The following is a 20,340-nucleotide window of genomic DNA, read 5'->3' as shown; positions in this document are numbered from 1 at the left end:
TACTATGAGCGACAATATAATTACTTTTAACGGTTTTGTTAAAACTTTTAAGAAATTTAAAATTGGACCAATTAATTTTAATATTAAAAGAGGGGAATTTCACGCCGTTCTTGGATCATCAGGTTCAGGTAAGAGTGTTATTCTTAATACAATTATTGGATCAATTTATAGATATAGTGGTCAAGTTACTTTTGAAGGAAGACAACGTAGAAGTAATTGAAAGCAAAATGCAAACCTAGGTTATTACCAACCAACAGATTTCGCATTAGTTGAAGATTCATTATGAAAATACTTAATTACAATTGCGCGAATTTCAGGAATTACATCAAAGAAATACCGAATGGACCGCATCAGATACTTAGTTAAGTTATTTGAATTATGAGAACATAGAACTAAATCAATTCGTGCCTTTTCTTTCGGAATGAAAAACAGGGTTAGTTTAATTATTGCCTTACTAAAAAATCCAGATGTCATCGTTTTAGATGAGCCTGGAGCCAACCTTGATTCTATTTGAAGAAAGAAAATTTACGCAATTTTCGAACGTCTTAAAGAAGAGGGTAAAACAATTATTTTAACAACCCACAACATCGATGAATTTTATGGATTATTTGATTCTTTAACTGTTGTTGAGGAAGGAAAATTACTATATTCAGGTGAATCTAAAGCTGTTGACCTTGATTTAAAATACAGAGTTGTTGTTGCTGGAGACCCAGAAAAAATTGCCGAGTTCTTAAGATCTAAAAACATTTCTTGTATTGAAGATGAGGCGACACAAAACGGACTTATCGTTGTATTTAACAAGCAATTTGAAGTTAACTACTTATTCTTATACTTAGTTAGAAACAACTTGCCTTTAGATGTCTTTGAAAAAATATCAATTAATATGGAAGAGATTATTGAGAACTTCTAGATTTAAGGTGGTTAAAATATGAACAATATAATACAATTCAAAAGTATCAAAAGAGTAATTCCTAAAGAGGGTTACTTTATTTTCTTAGCAAATGATAATTTGTATGCAACAAACGGAAGTGATGTTGTTACTTGAGATGATGGACAATTTATAGGTCCCTTAGAAACTGTCTTTGCACTAATTCCGGGATGAATTAATTTCTTTCGTAGTTCTTTGGATAATGTTAAAAACAAGGAACTAAAAAGAAATTCACCAATGGTGAATCCAACAAAATCAAGAGCAGTTAAGGTGAATATTTTTTACAATAAGAATAATAACCTAATTGAGGCAAACCCAGAATACTTAGTAATTACTAAAAAGTAGAAATCAGCTGATTACCATTCCAAATGGAGCAAAAATATGGTATAATTAATATACATTAAGAAAGAGGTTAAATTATGAACGGACAAAATTTTAATTACATGAACTCACCAATGGGATCCAATCAAAATAATCAATTTTTCTTTGCTAATGGACGTTGATTTTACACATATAATATGGGTGTTTTCACATATCCAGAAAATACTTTTGTAGGACCAATTTCTTCACCAATGTTAGGAAATTCAATGAATAATGATTACTTTTACAACTTGGACAAAATAATCATGGATACTAGTTTGCCAAAAAGTGTTGAAGACTTATTTAACAAAAATCAAGGTGGATGTAATCACGAAAATGTTTACGTACAACCAGCTCCAGCTCCCGAACCAGTTGTTGTACAACCAGCTCCAGTTTACGTACAACCAGCTCCAGTAATTGTTCAAGCTCCAGCTCCCGAACCAGTAATTGTTCAAGCTCCAGCTCCCGAACCAGTAATTGTTCAAGCTCCAGCTCCCGAACCAGCACCAATATTAGAACCCGAACCACCAACAGAAATGTTTGCTGAATTTGAGAAACTAATTGAGGAAAGCCTAAAATCAGGTAAGAAAAATAATAAAAATTCTGCTAAAAATTCTGCAGAGATGTCGGCTTAATAACATTAATTTCCTAAATAAGTGCTTTATTGCTACTTGTTTAGGATTTTTTTATTTTCGCATTTATTAAAATATTTTTTAAAATTATATTGACTTTTTATACAAATATCATACAATAAGTGTAGTTGTATGATAGATAAGTCTAACTTACAACTACGAGTTCCATTAATTATCTAAATGGTAAAAAGCAATGTTTCTTCTTTATGCAAAACTTTTAACTCGATTTTAACCGCTTTTGATAACTGCGGTTAATCAACAATGTAATTTGTTTCATAACAATATTCAAAAAGAACCCGTCAGGGTTCTTTTTGAATATTTTTATATTTATTTTTAACCGCGCAATCGGTGTCAGTGCGATTTTAACTACCTTAGAAAGCTTAAAATATGGTATAATTAAAAGGAATTTAATGAGGGGGCATACTATGGTTCATTTAAGGGCACGTAATTTGCCTTCTAAAGGCGTTTTAAAGCAATGACTTTTTAATGACAACAAAGTGAAAATAGGTGAAGACTTTGCGCTCGTTGAAACAAACAAGGGTGAAGCTATAATAAAATCTAATTATAGTGGAGTTGTCGTTAAAACTATAAAACTTGGTTCAAATGTTAAAAATGGTAGTATAATTGCTAATATTTATATTGATGAAGATCAAGAAATTGATGATAAAAAAAATAAGAAATCAGCCAAAAAAGAAGAAGAAGAAGAAACTCAAGGCACAGAATTTGAGGAAGAAAAATTTGATATCGAAATACCGATGAATATTCCTCAAAGTGAAATTTCTAAATTTCAGGATGCAGAAGATTATCGCGACGATTTTTCTGGTGCCGTTTTATACGATAAAAACTTCATGGCAGTAACTCCGTTTTCATCTACTCGTGATGATATAATGGATTCTCAAGAAAAGTTATCAAAATTGGAAAATGATACTTCACTTGATAAATTTGCACAAATGCGTAAAAATATTGCAGAATCAATAAAAAATTCTCCGGCTCCCAAAAAAGCAAACCCTGAAGAAGAAGCAAATTTAGGTAAGGTTAAAAATGACGAAGTTTTTAAGGATGCAGAAATGTTCAAAATTGACAATTCAACTGGGGCATCAAAATTTAGAAAAATAATAGAAGCTAGAAAAAACAAATTATTAAAGGATAATGACTTTAAGGAAATTCCAGAGGAAGAAAAAATAACTAGTGCCATGGATAGATTGGATTCAAATGGTCGACCAATGATAATGAGAAACATTATTAACGACCGTATGAAACGTTTAAATGCCTCAGGGGGGGATCCTGATGCGCTTGGAGAGCCAAATTTTGTTGCTCAAAAAGTAGTTCGTACAAGGCAAGTAGAAAAACCTAAGGTTGTAGAAGATTTAGAAGGAGATAATATGTGAACAACAAAGAAACCTTTAGTTAAAAATGAAGATTTAGAAGATGACCTTTTAATCGATTCTCATGATTTAGACTCACACGGACAAGTTCAACTACCCAAAAAATCACCATCTCAATTGCTAGAAGAGAAAAAGAATGCCGGAGATGATGGCTCATATAATTTTAAAAAAATGGCTAGTTTGTATGATGATCAAAGACGTGAATCAATTATTTCTTCTAGAACTCAAAAAGACGATATTAAAAATAGAATGAAAGCAATTATGGATGATAAAAGTCCTGATTTACAAAATAAACATTCGGAATTTGACGCAGACAACCTAGAATTAATCAATTCATTACCGATAATGATTGATGATGTTCCTGAAAGATTTTTGAAAAAAGTTGAAACTTTTGATTCAAAAACTGGTAAAAAAGTATTGAGAAATTATACTGATACCAAGGATGGTCAAAAAGATTTTGAACACTGAATGGAAAATGAAAATTTATCAAAACACGTAGATAAAGAATTGGAAGATATTGAAAAATTACTAGAAACAGATCCTGAAGTCTTTAGAAAAGAAAAAGAAGCTCAAAAACTTTTGGAAAAAGAAAAACAAGAAAAAGAAACTCAAAAAGTAATTGAAGATGCTATTGCTAAAGCTCAAAAATCTATGTTAAAAGCTCAAGAATTGCAAAAACAAGAAGAGAAATTCCAACAAGAAAAAGCTAATTACGAGTTACAACGATTAAAAGATGAAAACGCAAAATTAGAAGAGCAGTTAAACTTAAACAATAAAACTAGTGATTACTTAGAAAAAGAAATTGATAATCTAAAAAATCAACTAAAATCCGTGGACAAACTTGAAAATGTGATTGAATCTATGCGTAATAGTTCAAACAAAATTCCAGAAAAAAACAATGATGAATTCTTTAATAAAATGATGCAATACATTATGATGCAAAATATGATGCAAACTTTTGGAACTAACAAAAACACCCCAGATTTAGATTTTGATAAAGAGATAAAACAAGCAATTAAAAGTAATATGAAAGAATTTTATGATACTTTTGATGCAGTTAAACCAGTTTCAAAACCAGGGTCAGAATATTTCGATCAGAACTTAAAACCAGAACCAGAGTTTAAAGAATTTACTAACCCGTTGACCAAACAAAAAATGTACCAAAATCAAGATCTTCAAGATGTTAATTACGAGCAAGATTTATTTAGAAACAATCAAACAAGTTTCATTAATTTAAGTCCAAAACAAAACATGCAATATCAAGAATTTAATAATTCAGATGAACTAAATGAGAAACGCGAAGATATTTCACTAACTCGCTATCCAGCAGTTAAGTCGATGCTTTTAAGTCAAAATTATATTCCTCCATTATCAATTTCAACAGAAATTGATATGACAGCAATTCTAAAACTAAAACATGTTTTAAAGAAAAATGATCCAACAGGTCTAGCCTTTTCAACAATTGCTTTTATTACTAAGGCAGTTTCTTTAGCATTAGAGCAATACCCAAAAATCAACTCAACCTATGACCCAACAACAAACCAGCAGATTGTTAAAAACCATCATAACATTGGATTAGCAACTGAAACTAGTGAAGGTTTGGTTGTTCCAGTATTAAAATTTGTGGAGAAACTAACTGTCAAACAAGTGGCCATTGATATTAGAGAAATGACTAATCGTTTGAGAAGGGGAGAACTATTCAACTACGAAACCACGGGCAGCACCATTACGTTAGCTAACTTTGGAAACGTTGGGGCAATTCACGCTACACCAACAATTTTTTATCCAAATGCTGCTGTAATTGGAGTCGGTAAAGTGGTTAAAAAACCAATTGTTGTTGAAAAAGAAAAACTAGCAATCAAAGCTATTATGAGTATAAGTTTAACAGTCGATCAAAGAATTATTGATGCGAGTGAATCAGGAAGATTCCTATCAACACTAAAAGAAATATTAGAAAAACCAGAACTGTTGATGGTTGGCTAATTTAAAAAGGAGGAAAAATGAACGTTTATAATATTATTTCAAAAATAAAAGAAATATCGCAAAACAAAAATGACAAGAAGAACTATATCGCCCTGACTGTCATGCAAAATTTGAACCAAATTTCTTCCTTTTCACTTAACAAATTAGCTGAGTTATCACTAACCTCACCATCTTCGGTGACGCGTTTTTGTAAAGAACTTAATCTAGATGGTTTTGGTGGTTTAAGAGTTGTTTGTGAAATTTATTTATCTGAAAAAGAACAAAATCGTAAAGTAATTTTTAACAATGATGATAATTTTTCAAAAAAACTCTTAAGAGAAATCAACGAAGTTTTAGAGCAAAACGATAATTTAATAGGCAAGGATTACTATTCAAATATTTCCCAATTAGTCTTTGACACCAAAACTGTTGTCCTAGTAAGTTTGGATGATACTCAAAATATGTCCAAAGAGTTTAGTCAAAAAATGACTTCAATAGGTATTCCCCCAGTTTTTATCGATAATCAACAACAATTAGAGTATTTTGTTAGACACAGTGATGAGAAATTCGTCTTCTTCTTTGTTTGTTATGGAACTAATGAATTTATAATTGATAATGCTAATAAGGTTAAAAATCAAGGTGGAAAAGTGATTTTCATTTCTATAAATTCGGCTGTTAATTATCGTGATAATTATGAATGTGTCATAAACATCAAAGATAAAGATCATCCATTATGGTTTAATAAGTCTAGTTCCTTATTTTCACTTTTATTTGTATTTCAGAACATTTTTACCAATATTGTGTCAAGTGATAAAAAGCGATTTATGAAATTTTTTGAATAATTTTTCAAATTTATTTGTAATCAATTATTATTTTTTGTATAATATTTTTGTTGTATTTCAACAAAAATGGCGTATATGGCGAAGTGGTTAACGCACTGGGTTGTGGTTCCAGCATTCGAGGGTTCAATTCCCTTTATACGCCCCATTAAAGATACTTACACCTAGTTAATGAGACTAGGTTTTTTTGTCTTCATAAGCTCTTTATACGATATTATTAAGGAGGTATTTATGCAAGTAACAGAACAAAAAAACGATGAATCATTATCAAGTCAAGACAGCCTAAGTTATGTTGAAAATCAAAAACTTAGAGTCCAAGCAATCACAAGTACTGGACTTGATAAAATTGAAATTGGTTTAGATGCAGTATTCATTAATCAAGTAATTGGAAGTGAGAAAAACGCTCATTTTGAGATCTATTTGAGACCTAATTTTTCTACAGCAGGTAGAAGTGGTGTAAAACTCAGAAGAAACATAAAAAATTTTAGAGATGTTGGGGCTGACCTAAAAAATGTCGAGTTAAAATTATTTACTAAACACGGTGATATCACCAAAAAAATCGAAAATCAAAAAAAGGACATTTTTAAATTCGGCAATTTAAAATGAACCTTGGATAATTACAATGATTATAAGGGTTTTCAAAAAATTGAAATTCCAGTGGAGGATATGAATTTAAATGGTAGTAATACTATCCAATATGAATTGAGTTTCAAAAAAATTGATTCGTTAAATCCGGGCAAAATTATTAACCAAGGTTTAATTACCATTGATACTTTTGCCAGACGCGGTGGGGAATTTTCTGAGAAATTAAACTATCACCAATTTGTTGATTATTCTCTGGCTTATGCCTATATGCAATACAATCCTGATATTGATGAAATTGGGTATTATCGCGAGATTTTCAGCAGAAGGGTAATGGTGCGTTTTCCAGATGAGAATAAAAAAGATGCAATGGTAAGAGAAAAGCTTTTTACTGTAATAACTCAAATCCAGCTAGAAATTGACCCAAAAGAACTCGAAAATTTTGGTTTAAGCAGTAATTTTTTTAACTCCATTCAAGCAGGCTTAATTGTTAATCAAAACCCAGAAGTTAACTTTAATCTGAGATCATTGACAGGTACTAAAATAAAACCTTTTTATTCCGTGGATTTATTATCCAAAATTGAATCTGATAATTCCCATGTACAGGGATTTGAAGATGAACCTGTCGAATTTAATGTTAGCATCGCCAATAAGACCGTTTTTGACCCCTTTTTGGGGGTTGTGCGTCCAGCCTTCTATCAAGAAGGAGTGAACGGCTTGATTAAAAATCCTAATTTTAATGATCAAGAAATTCTAGATGTAGGTGTTATTATATCCGGAGTTAAAATAAATTTTGAAATCCCCCTATTTAATGAGCGGATTTCCAATTATAATATGTTTTTTCTAAATAAATATGATAATATTATTAATGGAGACTCAATAGAACAATATCAAATTTGTTTTTTGTTTACTCCCGACATAATCAGCCGTTTTGTAAATATCAATGATTTTAATTTAGCTGAGTTTCAGGAATTGGAAAGCCAGGCAGAAAAAAATGTCTAGGCGAAATAAAAGTAAAATTTTTATTTTACTATTTTTTTCACTATTTTTGGGTTCTCTCTCATCGCTTATTTATGGAATCATCAAACAACAAACCTATGACAAGATTGATTTCAAGTCAGAGTTTTCCAAAGAATTGGATTTGAAAGAAAACGGATTTGGTAGCTCCAAGATAGACGAAAAACAGCTATTTGGTTTACCACCAGAAAGCCTTAAATTTAATGTTAATGAAGTTTTGAACTTTGTTAATATAGATAAGAGGCTAAATTCTTATTATTATTACTTTAACTTAGAATATTTTAAGTATAGTTTTATTAAGAAGTGATTATACTTAATACCACTACCGATAAATTCAGAATTGAGATTTAAGTTTGACGATAAAGTTAGACCAAGAGAAATCGAAGTAATTTATGGGTATAATAATAATTTTACGTATCATTGATTTTATAAGGTTAAAAACTTCAAATAGAGAGAGGTGTTTGTTAAATGAAATATTTTGAAGAAATAAAAAAGGCACTTAAACAAAAAGGTGCAAAAGGTGAAATAACCAAAGATACTTTATTCAAAAATCTAGGCCTTGACTCTTTAGATTTGATGGATTTAGTAGTTGAATTAGAAGAAAATCTGGGATTTACAATTCCAGATGAAGACTTGCCGGGTATTCAAACAATTGGGCAGCTCGATAAAATAATATCAGAATTAAAAAAATAAAGGTGGATAAAGATGACTTTAACGTACGAGAAAATGGTTCAATCCTTAAAAAGAAAAGGTGTAAGACTAACAGGAGCTAGATTATCAATAATTAAGGTAATCACAAGAAAGCAACATGTTTCAGCGAGTGCAATTATAAAAGAAGTAGAAAAAGAATTTGGTTCAGTAAATGTTATGTCAGTTTACAACACACTAGACATGCTATTAAATGAACACTTAATTTTTGCTAATACTTTTAATGGTAAACATATTATTTATGAAGTTTTAGGTGATAGTTCAATTCACTTAAAATGTGACTTATGTGCGAAGGTATTACATGTTCCTGAATCTGAAGATCAAATTGGTATTTTAGAAGAGATAAACAAAATATGTAGAGCCAACAACCTAACTAGCAATCACTTGAAAATTGAAGCTCATGGAGTTTGTGATACTTGTAAAAACGAAGGTAAACAACAAGTTGATATGACTCATGAAAACAAAATTGTTGAAAGTTTTTAAAAGTAATTTTTAACATAAAAGGTTTAAAAAAAGTAAATCATTGATTTACTTTTTTATTTTTTAGTGAATTTTTTGCAAAAATGAAGTATAATTATTTTGTTGAAAAATAGGGGTGTAGTTCAGTTGGTAGAACATCGGACTTCAAATCCGAGTGTCGCGGGTTCAAGTCCTGTCACCCCTGCCATTTTAAAAACATCGACCACTATTTGTGGTCTTTTTTTATAGGGGTGTAGTTCAGTTGGTAGAACATCGGACTCCAAATCCGAGTGTCGCGGGTTCAAGTCCTGTCACCCCTGCCATTTTAGACAAAAATACCACTTTTTAAGTGGTTTAAAATAAAAACCACAGCAGGATTCTAAAAATGCTTAAACGAGCCTATAATGCTAAAAAAAACACCCCTAGAGGTGTTTTTTTTAGCATTATTTTTAATTTTATTAGTAATCAAATTCTTTGCTATATGCGACAAAGCCCAAAGTTTCAATTCCGGCATGTACAGCATAAATTGATGGTAAATAAGCTTCTTCAAACTTAATTCCTTCAGCTTCCAAATCAGTACGAGTTGTCTCTAAAAGTTTTTTAGGAATATCTCAAGTAGTTAATAGCTTTAAGTTGTAGCCATTTTTACCATAAGTTTTTTCCAACATCATCGAAACTTTTTCAATGATAATACTAATTTTTCTAGCCATAGCAATTTTCTTAGGTTTAGCTGCTCAGTGAATAACGGCTTTTGTTTTAAATGCATTCAATATTGATGCAAATATTTTAACAGCTCTTCCACCTTTAGCTAATTTAGATAAATCACCAGGTACAATAATAGCTATGAAACCTGCTTCGAATTCTGCAATTTTCTTAGTTAACTTAGCAATATCAGTCTCACCTTCTTTAATTAGTTTATTTAAATAAAGCGCACAATCCCTGATAGCTGTTGCTGCTAGGTTATGTTCGGGAACTGTAATTTTACCTTTAAACTCTTCTTGGTTTGAAACCATAATTGCAGTGTCTTGCATACTTGATATGTTTTTAGTAATTGTTATATGAATTACGTGGTCGTATTTTTCCAACATTTCGTTGTATTTAACTTCAAGTTCACCTGGTGAAGCTTGACTTGTTTTTACATTTTCCTTTTCGTTAACGCGTTTGTAAACATCGTATTTTTCAATATTTTCTCTGGTATCGCTTAAATCACTTTCATCTTCTAAAATAATGTGCAAAGGGATAACTTCCACGTGAGTTCCTTTTAGTTCTTCGTTCGTAGCCCCACTAGAACTATCTAATAAAACACCTATTTTCATTCTTCTTTACTCCTTTTAACTCAGCCAACACATCAGTGCGAATGTTTCTGTACCTGTGTGTGTTGCTATTACATTTGATAATTGATTGAACTTACCTATTTTCATCCCTGATTCTTCAACCAAACCTCTTACTTGTTGTATTAGAAGCTCATCTGATTTAGAATAACTTATATCTATTGTATCAGCATTTGGACACTCTTTTTTAATTTGTTCAATTGATTCTTTTATTGCTTTTTTGAAAGTTCTTGTTGTGTTAAACTTATCAATTTCACCATCGTATCTCAGAATTGGTGTTATTTTTAATAATTTGGCAAGAGCAGCAGCAGCAGGTTTGATTCTACCTCCACGCTTTAAAACTTCCAAGTTTTTAGGAATTATAAAACCTCTAAAATTTTTATTAACTTCATTTTCAATAATTTCTTTGATTTCGAATGCATCTTTTCCTTGGTCAATAAACATTCTAATTTTGTCTATTATTCGATCAAGGACAACACTAACACCGTTGGTATCAACAACAACGATTTTACCTTTATAAGGCTCATCGTTGGCTAACATAGTTGCAGTATTAAATTGTCCAGATAAACCTTTTGACAACAAAGCAACTATTACTTGATCATAGTCCTTCAATAAGTTATCTCAACTTTTTAACATTTCTTCTGGTATTGTTTGAGAAGTTTTTAATTTCTCAACTTCTAACATCTTGTAGAAATCTTCATAACTTAATTTTTCGTCATCTTTTATTTGCTCACCACTATCTCTAGTGATCATTAGTGGTACTTTGAACAAGTCTTTTACTTCGCTCAACTTACCATCAAATGATGAGTCTGTTAATATTGCAATTTTCATTTTATTTCCTCCATCTTTTTGAGACTATAATATTATATAATTGATATAATAATATTCAATAGAAATATTTAAATAGTTTGGAGATTAGTATGAATTTTAAGGCAGGAATATATTATAATGATCAATTTGACTCATTATTCGTAATTTTAAATGATATTGATAAAAATAAATCAGAAATAGTTGAAAACAAGGAGTACACTTTGTTATATAAAGACAAAAATCTTGTTGGATTAAATATCTTTAATGTGGGAAAAAAATTGAAGATCGCACCTGGGATGGTAAGTCATAATAGGGAAGTGATAGATTTTGTTAATCAAATTTTGGCAAAATTAAAACAAGAAAAAATCGTCCACACCCCACAACTAACAATTGTTAAGATTGAAAAGGCAGAACCAATTAGCGAAACCCATTTAAACTTGTGTCAGGTAAATAACGGCCAAGAAACATTACAAATAGTTTGTGGAGCTAAAAACGTTATTTCTAACAGTTTAGCAGTTTTAGCATCAATTGGAACTTGAATGCCAAATGGTATGAAAATCAAAGCGTCAAAATTAAAAGGAATTGAATCTTTTGGGATGCTTTGTTCAGCTAAGGAATTAGAACTAAAAAATCATAACTTTGGAGAATCTGGGATTATCTTATTGGACAACAAATGAGAGAAGTTTATTGGACAAGATTTTTTGAGAGTGAGGGAAGAAGAATTTGAAAACAAATAAGTATTACTTTAATGAGAAAATATTGAATAATGAGTATTTAGCAGACTACTTCATAAAAACTAAAACTATTATTGAAAAGAATCGTCCCGATTCTAAAATAACAATGCAATTTTTTCAAAGAACTGAAAATGCTGTACTTTCAGGAATGGATGTAGTCATTGAACTGATTAAGTTTGCGTGCAAAAATTTTGAAGAATTAGAAATTTTGGCTCTCCCAGAAGGAAGTATTGTTAATCCTTTAGAACCAGTTTTAAGAATAACAGGTAAATATCAAGATTTTGGTTTCCTAGAAGGAATGATTGATGGAGTTTTATCGAGAATGACGAGTGTTGCCACCAACTCAGCGAGAATAATTCAAGCGGCTGGGGGTAAAATGGTTTTAAACATGAATGATCGTGCAGATATTTATTTTAATCAAGCATTTGATGGACTAGCATCTTATCACGGAGGAATGCGTAATTTTGTCTCTTTGGCTGCCATTGAGTTTATTGATGACCTAAGAGTTAAAAAACCTTCGGGAACTATGCCCCATGCCCTAATTCAAGCTTATAATGGGGATTTAATTGCTGCGCTTCATGATTTTGAAAAAACCTATCCACAAGCACCATTGGTAGCTTTGGTTGATTATAATAACGACTGTATCACAGATGCTTTAAAATGCTGTCAAGAATTTAAAGATCGTTTAAAGTTTGTTCGTGTTGATACTGCTAAAAATTTAACTGATAAAAGTTTACAAAATATCAAACCTTTGAAAAATCAAGAACTTAATGGTGTTAGCATTGAATTAATCAAAAAATTAAGAATTTCAATGGATGAGGCGGGTTTTAATCATGTCAAAATAATAGTTTCTTCAGGATTTGATGCTAAAAAAATTAATGAGTTTGAGAGTCAAAATGCTCCAGTAGATATTTATGGGGTTGGTGAAGCAATTACAAAACCGGTAGCAAGCTTTACAGGGGATAGTGTGTTATTAAATGGCCAACCTCAAGCTAAGTTTGGAAGAGAGTTCAAGGAATCTACTCGCTTAGTAAGAATTAACTAAAATCTCTCATTTAGTATCAAAAAATAGTAAAATAATAGTAGAGGTATATTTATGGGATTATTTAATAAAAAAGCTAAGAAAAAGGAATTAGAAAATGAGAATATCGAGGTTAAAGAACGTCAGCCCAATCATTGAGCATTTGATGATGATCCTGTTTTAAATTTAGATCCTGTTTTTGCTGATAAAGACGGTGGGGCTCAATCTGAGTTTAATCAAAATCAGCCAGCAAGAAGTTCAGCTGATGAGGAACAATTTGTTAAAGAACACTTAGAGAAATTGCGTGCCAAAAAACCGGCTCTTTCAGGAAAACTAGGAGAAGTTATTGCAAACGCTCAAAAAAATAGTGGTAATTTATTAAATGAATTAGAGGAAAATAACCCCATAATTTCAAAATTACGTCGTATTGAAGAGGCTCGAAAATCGGGAGTTCACTCAGAGGATTTGTATACTGATTTAACCAAATCAGATATTAACAGTTATTCAAATCGCGCAAGAGATTTTATCGAAAAAAATAACCCAAAGGGATATGAAACTGATTTACAGAGAGCTAGAAGATTGGAAGCTGAACAAGCTAAAAAACGCGAAAATAATATGGATTCAACTTTATCAAATACACGCTCATTTAATTTCCGCGTTGCTGAAAAAAATTCACAAAAAATTGATCGTTTCCATAAAAACCAAACCGCTAATTTATCAAGTAGTGAATTTGATGCTGAAAGAACAAACGAATTAATTATGATTCAAGATAACATCGAAAGTAAATTGAAGTTACTGACAGAAAAAGAGAAACTTTTAAACGAAAAGCAAAAAGAGCTTGAAGAGTTAAGTGAAAAAATTAAGAATTTCCAGAAAAAATATGGTAAAAAAGCTCATTCTGAAGAATTAATCAAAGAGACCCAAAATCACTTACAAAAAAATGAAGAAGAGAAAAAGTCTCTAAAAAAGTCCTTAGAACTATTAAACAAAAAGGCAAGTAATAGTTCTAATAATAATCAAAGTCCTTTAAATCCGAAGTTAGACCCAAAATCTAACTTAATTATTCCTCGCACTAGAAAGAAAATTGTTGAGGAGAATAGCAGAGGTAACGATCCTTTCTTAGATCCAACCTTAATTCTGCCAAGAGAAAAAGTTTTTTTAGAAAGTTTGGAATCAATTAAAAAATTACCCGAAAATCAAGAAGAAAAAAACTTCAAGGCAATCTCTAAAGATTTTTCAAAATTGGAGAAAAAAATTGACCAGCTAATCGAAAAAACCACTGAAATGGAAATGCACTTTGATTTCTTAGAAAAAAACGACATTCAAGATGCAGACTTAATTGCTAAAACAATTGAAACTAAAAGTAACTTTGTTAAAGCGATGAGAAAAATCAATAAGGAAATGCCAAAAATTAAATCTGATTTTCAAAATCTTAGTTTAAAAGATCGTCGAAAACAAATTTATGAAAACGCAAGTATCGCCTCATCAGGAAGAGCTAATAAACTAAAAGTTATTAATAGCCAAGTTTCAAAAGGTGGTTTTGAGCGTTCGGTTGCACCAAAAGATGCCTGACAGTCAAACTATCACAAACAACTTCAAAATCATGGTAACATGCAATATATGCGTGATCGAAACCCGATTTTTGAAAGAATGATGAAAATGAATGAAAAGGCCAATTTAACTTTAACTATGGAAGCCCCAATTGCCAAGGCAAATCAAAAAGGTTGAAATAATACTATGGTTATGGCTAAGGCCAGAGAGTTAGACAATAAGGAACAAACAATGGAATTTAAAGAAGTTATAAGCAAACCTGACACAAAAAAATGAAAAGATTACTTTAATAAATAGGCCCAAAGAGATTATGATTTTTAAGAAAAAAAATCATAATCTTTTTTATAATGTATAATTGTATTAGTAAGAGGGCAGATTAGATATGAAAAATACTTTATTATTCGCAAACACTTCAGTTCAAACAACTCAAATTGTTTTGATTTTAGTTTTACTTGTACTTACAATTATCCTGGTTCTTTACTCAATGGCAACACTAAGAAAAATCGGCGTTGCTGCTAAAAAAGTTGACTATTTCTTTGAAGATTTAGCATATAAATCAGAAATGCTAAATGCTTCAGTTGAAACAATCGCCAAAGCTTCAAATTATATTGATATTTTTGATGCTTTTGCCAAAAGAAATGTAAAGTCATGAGTAAAGGTTGCTACAAAAAACCGTGATGTTGCGTACAAATTAGTTGATAAATTACGTGAATTTGCTAATTCAGAAGATTAATAGGGAGGTTATTTTTAAGTGTTTAAATTAGTTAAAATTGCCGGTTGAATGACAATTGGTATGATGTTGGCTCCAAAAAAAGGCGTAGAACTAAGAGCTGACTTTATCAAGAGCCTTAAAAAATATCGTCCACAAATAAAAAAATTAATAATTACTTTAGAAGAAGTTTGAGAAAAATCTCAAGGACAAGAATCAGATGAAGTTGTGGCTAATATTGAAATGCAACTTGATTCATTAAGATTAGCAAGTGAGGAATTGGATTTAGCTAAAACTAAAGAAATTGCTTATAAAGCTTTAGAAAAAATTGGAATCGGTGCCATTAAAATAGGTAAGTCTGTTGCAATGTCTCCAAATATGATTGCGATTACAAAAGATGTTGCTGGAATGACTGTAAGCGCCATTGATGGGGCAACTGATATTTATGAAAAATCAAATAAACCTATTGTGGAAGCTTCAAAAACTTCGCACCAAGAAAGCGATCAACAAATTGAGTCTAAGTTAAATAATTCAGAAAACAAGACTTCAATTCGTAAAATTAAAACCAAGAAGACAGTAACAGAGTAGTTAAAAAGGAAGTATAAAATGGATATTTTAAAAGAGTTAGAATGAAGAGGATTGTTAAAGCAGTTCACAAACGAAGACAAAATAAAATTTGCCCAAAAAAATGGAAAAGGAGTTTACTGTGGATTTGATCCAACAGCAGACTCTTTGCATGTAGGGCACTTAATTCAAATTATTAATTTACTAAGATTCCAAAAAGCCGGGTTTAAACCAATCGCTGTAATCGGGGGAGCTACTGGAATGATCGGTGACCCAAGTTTTAAAAAAGATGAAAGAGCTTTTTTAACAGTTGAACAGTTAGAAAAAAATGTTAAAGGAATTAATGATCAATTAAAATCTTTAATACCAAATGTTGATTTTCAAGATAATGCTAAATGACTAAAATCAATGAGCTTAATTGAATTTTTAAGAGATGTTGGTAAATCATTTAACCTAAGTTATCTATTAGCAAAAGAGAGTGTTTCTAGTAGAGTTGAAACTGGATTAAGTGTAACAGAGTTTTCTTACACAATGTTACAAGCTTATGATTTTTTTCATTTATACACAAATAATGATTGTTATTTAGAAATTGGGGGAAGTGACCAATGAGGTAATATCACAAGTGGTATTGACTACATTACTTCTCGATTGGGTAAAGAAAAAGCTCAGGCTGCAGGAATTACAATGAATTTATTGACCAAAAAAGATGGAACCAAGTTTGGAAAAACCGAATCAGGGGCTGTTTGGTTGGATGCTAAAAAAACTAGTGAGTACGACTTTTACCAATTTTTCTTCAATCAAGATGACAATGATTGTGAAATGCTTTTAAAATTCTTAACTGATTTTGATGAAGTAAAAATCAAAGAAATCGTTAAGGATCACAAAAGTGAACCTAGTAAAAGAGTTATGCAAACTAACTTAGCTGAATGAGTTACAAAATTTGTTCATAAAGAAGAAGGTTTAAAAAAAGCCAAAGAAATTACTAAGGCGTTTTTTACAGGAGATATTTTAAGTTTAAAAGCTGATGTTTTAAAAACTGCAATTTCAAGTTTACCTAGTTGTGAAATAAGTAAGAAAACCGATATTCTTGAAGCCTTAATTAAGGTTGGTGTAGGTACTTCTAAAAGAGAATTACGTGAGTTTATTTCACAAAAAGCCATTTCAATTAATGAACAAATAATACAAGACGAAGGTATTTTTATCGAAAATATAAAAGCAATTGATAAAATTTTCTACTTAATCAAAAGAGGAAAAAGAAAGTATTATGTTATTATAATTAAGTAAAAAACGGGGGTCTAAAAATGCTATTAAGCGAAATAGGGAAAAATAACCTAAAATCTTTAGTTGAATATTATTGTGAGGAATTAAGGGAAATATTCCCAATGGATCAGAAAATAAATCGTGAACTAGCTAATCTTCTTAAAGAAATTGATGAAAAACATTTAAAGGAAAATCTAGAAGATATAATAATTCTTATCTCAGATAGTGTTGAAAAAATCGAGTCACTTGCTAATAAAGTTGATATCAAATCTGAACAGGATATGAAAGATTTTATGAAAACTTTGGTTTTCTCAAGAGTTGTTAAAAAAAATCTTGATTCTGCAGTCTCTTGTATTTCTAAAATTAAATACTTAGGAAGTAATTCAGAGGTTGAAAATTTAGATATTTCAACAGTAAATAATAGTTTTGCTATCTCATTGCTAAAAAATAATATATCAAGCCTAATTAGAACTTTTGACAAGTTTGTGGATAAAAATGAAAAACCTGAACAATTTCGTTTTTTTGAAGAGTGTCTAATCGATATTTTGGAGTCAAACAATTTAAATGATATTATTAAAGCTACTAAAAAACTCCTATTAGCCAACGAAAAGTTTTTAGCAATAGCAAATAGTAAAATTGAATTAAAAGTTTCAGAAGATAAAAGTAACTTTGACAACTTGACATTCCTTACAATTTCAACTGCTAGGGTAATCTCAGAATCTTCTTCATTTGTTTTAACAACAAGCATTATTCAAGACATCTTTAAACAAATAGGATAGTCTAAATTACAAATAAAAAAATGACTCATCTGAGTCATTTTTTTATAATCTTATTTGATTAAACGGTTGTATCATTCAACTATAAGTGCTTCGTTGATTTCTTGATTTAATTCAGAACGTTCTGGGAAACGAACATATTCACCAACAAGTTTTGTTTTATCAAATTTCACAAAACTTACTGTTGCTTGGTTATTGGTTAATGCTTCAACAATTTTTGAGTTTTTAGCCATATTTTCTTTAACTTTGATTTTATCTCCAATTTTTACATTGTATGATGGAATATCAACTTTTTTATCATTAACTAAAATATGACCATGGTTAACAAGTTGTCTAGCACCTTGTCTAGTCATTGCTAATCCCATACGATAAACGATGTTATCTAAACGAGATTCTAATTGTTGTAAGAAGTTTGTACCAGTAATTCCTTGCATACCTTTTGCTCTTGCATAAGTATTTCTGAATTGACGTTCAGTCAATCCATACATGAATTTAACCTTTTGTTTTTCTTGCATTTGTAGTCCATAACCAGACAATTTAACCCTTTTAGATCCGTGTTGTCCTGGCGCTGTTGTACGTTTTTTACCTTTACTAAATTCTTTCCCATTTTCTAAAATAGAGAAACCATATCTACGAGCCTTTTTGAATGTCGATCCTGTGTATCTTGACATTTAAGCCTCCTAAAGTTTTTCTTTGTTAACATGAGATAAAAATAAGTCCTGTTGGGAAGAGTTTATAAATTCGCCTTTACTGCTAAAGGTTACTGTAAATTGTTAATAAACAGTTAGCCTAACATACTTATTCGCAGATATCTTATATAACAAATTAATTATATACAAATTTTAGTAATTGTCAAACGGCAAACCAAGGTTTTTTCAATTACTCAACATTAATTATCAATAAGCAACTATTTCAATGTTTTTTATTATGCTATAATAGTTTTTAAGAGGTCTTTATGTTAGAAAATTTGCTATTGTTAAGTTCAAATATAAGCACAATCGACATTGTTGGTTGAACCGTTTTTTTCGCCATTTTTTTCGCCATTGTAATTATTGTTATCTTATTTTGCGTTTATCGTGCAATTATTTCTAAAATTGCCCACTCTTTGGATACAATAGATATTTTGAAACGAACCCCGCTAAAAATTCATCTTCAAAGAATTTCAAATATAAATAATGTCAACAAGGTATTTGAACAAGAAATGATGGTTTGAAGAACTAAATATGAATTATTGTTCGAAAAGGAACTAAAGAAAATTTTTGACTCATTAAGTGGGATAATTAATAACCGTAAAGCAACTTTACCCTTAATATCAAACTACCGAAAAGTTAATGAAATTTACTTAACATTACAAGAAATCAAAAGAAAAGTCCAAGAAATTAACGAGGAAATTGAAGATGCGATTGAAATTGAATTAATTCAAAGAAGTAACTCAATCATTGTTAGAGAAGTATTCCAAAATTTAAAAGAAGAAGCCACAATGTTAACCTTTGGTAAAATTGAAATTGATGAGGTCAAACTTGCAGACACCATTCAACAAATTGAAGGTTTTTTTGAGGAATTTTATATCGAATTAGAAGAAGGAAATTATCGTAAATCATGAGATGTTTTGTATAAAATTGATAATAGTCTTATTTTCCTAATTGAGCTTTTAGATAATATACCAACAATTATTTCAACTATTCTAACCACTATTCCAAATAAATTAATTGAGTTAAAAAATAAGTACGTAACTTTTGGTCAAGCCAATGAAAGAATAACTAAAACCGCTGAACAGTATTCTATTTTGGAAAGCAATGTGGACACACTAAGAATCAAAATTAATAACGAACTGAAAAGATTGCAATACCGAAAAGCGAATAAACTCCTGGCTGAAATTTTTGATTTGATTAGAAACTTTATTAATGAAGTTGAGTATGATGATAATTTAAAAAATTTCTTTGAAGAAAACGATGAAAAGATGAGATACTTTATCCAGGAAATCGATACTGCTTGTGCAAATATTGAAAAAGCCCACAGATCAATCAAGGCAATTAATAAAGCCCCAAGTCCGGAATGAAATAATTTTGAAAAAACCCGTTATGAATTTCTGAAAACCAAGGAAATGGCATACAAAATTTTTGCAGTTATTGATACAAGTTCGAATATTGCAGAGTTAGATTTGGGCTTGTTGAAAGATAATTCTAAAATTGTTATTAAAAGAGCTTTAGAAAATATTGAAAATTTAGAAAACTCAGTAATTGAAATTGAGGGTAAAACTTCAAGCATGGAACATTTATTAAATGATGTTATTTTCATTCAGTCAATTTTGAGTCAGTGTGAGGTTAAAATAAACCAACACCGCAGTGTTCCAGAGCTAAAAAAATACTTAATTTCAATCGATGAATTAAATCAAACAATTACTGAATTTGAAGAAAAAAGAATTGTTCACGCAGACAGTGAAGAAGAGAAAAAATACCTTTCAGAAAAAATTAACGATTTAGCCAAAAGAGCCTGGAAACTATCTAGTCAAATAAATGATACAATATTTTTAGATTTTATTTCTCAAGAAATAATCCTATATATTGAAAGGTTTGTTGATGTTCATCCAGCAGCAGAGCAAATAATTGCGACAGCAGAACAATATTACCACAACAGACATCTTGATCAATTGATTGGTTACTCTTTTAAACAAATCACCAATTTAAAAAACAAAAATCAAAGAAAGTAAAA

General features: G+C 30.3%; 20 protein-coding genes and 3 tRNA genes. 20 read left to right on the top strand and 3 right to left on the bottom strand.

Annotated elements, in window-relative coordinates:
* Positions 1-4: 4 nt before the first annotated feature.
* From AACK87_RS03525 to AACK87_RS03470, 12 genes are all read left to right on the top strand, one after another.
* Entirely contained in the window at positions 5-910 is a 906-nt protein-coding gene (locus AACK87_RS03525) for an ABC transporter ATP-binding protein (RefSeq protein WP_338971645.1), read from the top strand.
* 18 nt (positions 911-928) lie between these two features.
* Positions 929-1,273, top strand: a complete 345-nt coding sequence (locus AACK87_RS03520) for a hypothetical protein (protein WP_338971642.1) — start codon at positions 929-931, stop codon at positions 1,271-1,273.
* 74 nt (positions 1,274-1,347) lie between these two features.
* Positions 1,348-1,923 (top strand): hypothetical protein, encoded by a 576-nt coding sequence (locus tag AACK87_RS03515; RefSeq protein ID WP_338971640.1) that lies wholly within the window; start codon positions 1,348-1,350, stop codon positions 1,921-1,923.
* A gap of 422 nt (positions 1,924-2,345) precedes the next feature.
* Positions 2,346-5,288, top strand: coding sequence for a 2-oxo acid dehydrogenase subunit E2 (locus AACK87_RS03510; RefSeq protein WP_338971637.1), 2,943 nt, complete (start codon positions 2,346-2,348; stop codon positions 5,286-5,288).
* Positions 5,289-5,305: 17 nt separating this feature from the next.
* A complete protein-coding gene (locus tag AACK87_RS03505; RefSeq protein WP_338971634.1) occupies positions 5,306-6,109 on the top strand; it encodes a MurR/RpiR family transcriptional regulator in 804 nt (267 codons plus the stop codon).
* Between the two features lie 69 nt (positions 6,110-6,178).
* Positions 6,179-6,254, top strand: a tRNA-His gene (locus AACK87_RS03500).
* Between the two features lie 83 nt (positions 6,255-6,337).
* Positions 6,338-7,690 carry a hypothetical protein gene (locus AACK87_RS03495; protein WP_338971631.1) on the top strand — a complete coding sequence of 451 codons (1,353 nt, stop codon included), beginning with the start codon at positions 6,338-6,340 and terminating at the stop codon, positions 7,688-7,690.
* Between the two features lie 46 nt (positions 7,691-7,736).
* Positions 7,737-8,156, top strand: a complete 420-nt coding sequence (locus tag AACK87_RS03490; protein WP_338971628.1) for a hypothetical protein — start codon at positions 7,737-7,739, stop codon at positions 8,154-8,156.
* A 17-nt stretch (positions 8,157-8,173) separates the two neighbouring features.
* Positions 8,174-8,398, top strand: a complete 225-nt coding sequence (locus AACK87_RS03485; RefSeq protein WP_338971626.1) for an acyl carrier protein — start codon at positions 8,174-8,176, stop codon at positions 8,396-8,398.
* A gap of 12 nt (positions 8,399-8,410) precedes the next feature.
* The gene (locus AACK87_RS03480) at positions 8,411-8,896 is read left to right on the top strand and encodes a Fur family transcriptional regulator (protein WP_338971624.1); all 486 of its coding nucleotides are present in this window, start codon (positions 8,411-8,413) and stop codon (positions 8,894-8,896) included.
* Between the two features lie 108 nt (positions 8,897-9,004).
* Positions 9,005-9,080: transfer RNA gene (locus AACK87_RS03475), tRNA-Trp, on the top strand.
* Positions 9,081-9,119: 39 nt separating this feature from the next.
* Positions 9,120-9,195, top strand: a tRNA-Trp gene (locus AACK87_RS03470).
* Positions 9,196-9,330: 135 nt separating this feature from the next.
* Here AACK87_RS03470 and AACK87_RS03465 read toward each other — a convergent pair.
* Both AACK87_RS03465 and AACK87_RS03460 read right to left on the bottom strand, forming a co-directional pair.
* Positions 9,331-10,188 (bottom strand): DegV family protein, encoded by an 858-nt coding sequence (locus AACK87_RS03465; RefSeq protein WP_338971622.1) that lies wholly within the window; start codon positions 10,186-10,188, stop codon positions 9,331-9,333.
* Positions 10,189-10,203: 15 nt separating this feature from the next.
* Positions 10,204-11,034 (bottom strand): DegV family protein, encoded by an 831-nt coding sequence (locus AACK87_RS03460; protein WP_338971620.1) that lies wholly within the window; start codon positions 11,032-11,034, stop codon positions 10,204-10,206.
* A gap of 89 nt (positions 11,035-11,123) precedes the next feature.
* Between AACK87_RS03460 and ytpR the strand changes: the two genes are divergently transcribed.
* The 7 genes from ytpR (at position 11,124) to AACK87_RS03425 (ending at position 17,631) form a co-directional block, all read left to right on the top strand.
* Positions 11,124-11,750, top strand: coding sequence for a YtpR family tRNA-binding protein (ytpR, locus tag AACK87_RS03455; protein WP_338971618.1), 627 nt, complete (start codon positions 11,124-11,126; stop codon positions 11,748-11,750).
* Positions 11,737-12,792 carry a nicotinate phosphoribosyltransferase gene (locus AACK87_RS03450; RefSeq protein ID WP_338971616.1) on the top strand — a complete coding sequence of 352 codons (1,056 nt, stop codon included), beginning with the start codon at positions 11,737-11,739 and terminating at the stop codon, positions 12,790-12,792. The genes ytpR and AACK87_RS03450 overlap by 14 nt, the downstream gene beginning before the upstream one ends.
* A 51-nt stretch (positions 12,793-12,843) precedes the next feature.
* Positions 12,844-14,616: a hypothetical protein gene (locus tag AACK87_RS03445; protein WP_338971614.1), complete on the top strand. Its 1,773-nt coding sequence runs from the start codon at positions 12,844-12,846 to the stop codon at positions 14,614-14,616.
* A gap of 85 nt (positions 14,617-14,701) precedes the next feature.
* A complete protein-coding gene (locus AACK87_RS03440; protein WP_338971612.1) occupies positions 14,702-15,052 on the top strand; it encodes a hypothetical protein in 351 nt (116 codons plus the stop codon).
* An 18-nt stretch (positions 15,053-15,070) separates the two neighbouring features.
* A complete protein-coding gene (locus AACK87_RS03435; protein WP_338971610.1) occupies positions 15,071-15,616 on the top strand; it encodes a hypothetical protein in 546 nt (181 codons plus the stop codon).
* Positions 15,617-15,634: 18 nt separating this feature from the next.
* Complete coding sequence (gene tyrS, locus AACK87_RS03430; protein WP_338971608.1) at positions 15,635-16,876, top strand: tyrosine--tRNA ligase; 1,242 nt, start codon at positions 15,635-15,637, stop codon at positions 16,874-16,876.
* Positions 16,877-16,893: 17 nt separating this feature from the next.
* A complete protein-coding gene (locus tag AACK87_RS03425) occupies positions 16,894-17,631 on the top strand; it encodes a hypothetical protein (RefSeq protein ID WP_338971606.1) in 738 nt (245 codons plus the stop codon).
* Positions 17,632-17,681: 50 nt separating this feature from the next.
* Here AACK87_RS03425 and rpsD read toward each other — a convergent pair whose 3' ends face one another.
* Positions 17,682-18,299, bottom strand: coding sequence for a 30S ribosomal protein S4 (rpsD, locus tag AACK87_RS03420; RefSeq protein WP_338971603.1), 618 nt, complete (start codon positions 18,297-18,299; stop codon positions 17,682-17,684).
* A 284-nt stretch (positions 18,300-18,583) separates the two neighbouring features.
* Here rpsD and AACK87_RS03415 point away from each other — a divergent pair, with 284 nt between their 5' ends.
* Positions 18,584-20,338, top strand: coding sequence for a septation ring formation regulator EzrA (locus AACK87_RS03415; RefSeq protein ID WP_338971601.1), 1,755 nt, complete (start codon positions 18,584-18,586; stop codon positions 20,336-20,338).
* Positions 20,339-20,340: the final 2 nt, after the last annotated feature.

Origin of the sequence: Spiroplasma endosymbiont of Panorpa germanica (assembly GCF_964019765.1) — a bacterium.
In the GTDB taxonomy this organism is placed as follows: Bacteria; Bacillota_I; Bacilli_A; order Mycoplasmatales; family Mycoplasmataceae; genus Spiroplasma_B.
Note: the sequence above shows the minus strand (reverse complement) of the source record. Positions and strands in the feature narration are given on the sequence as shown.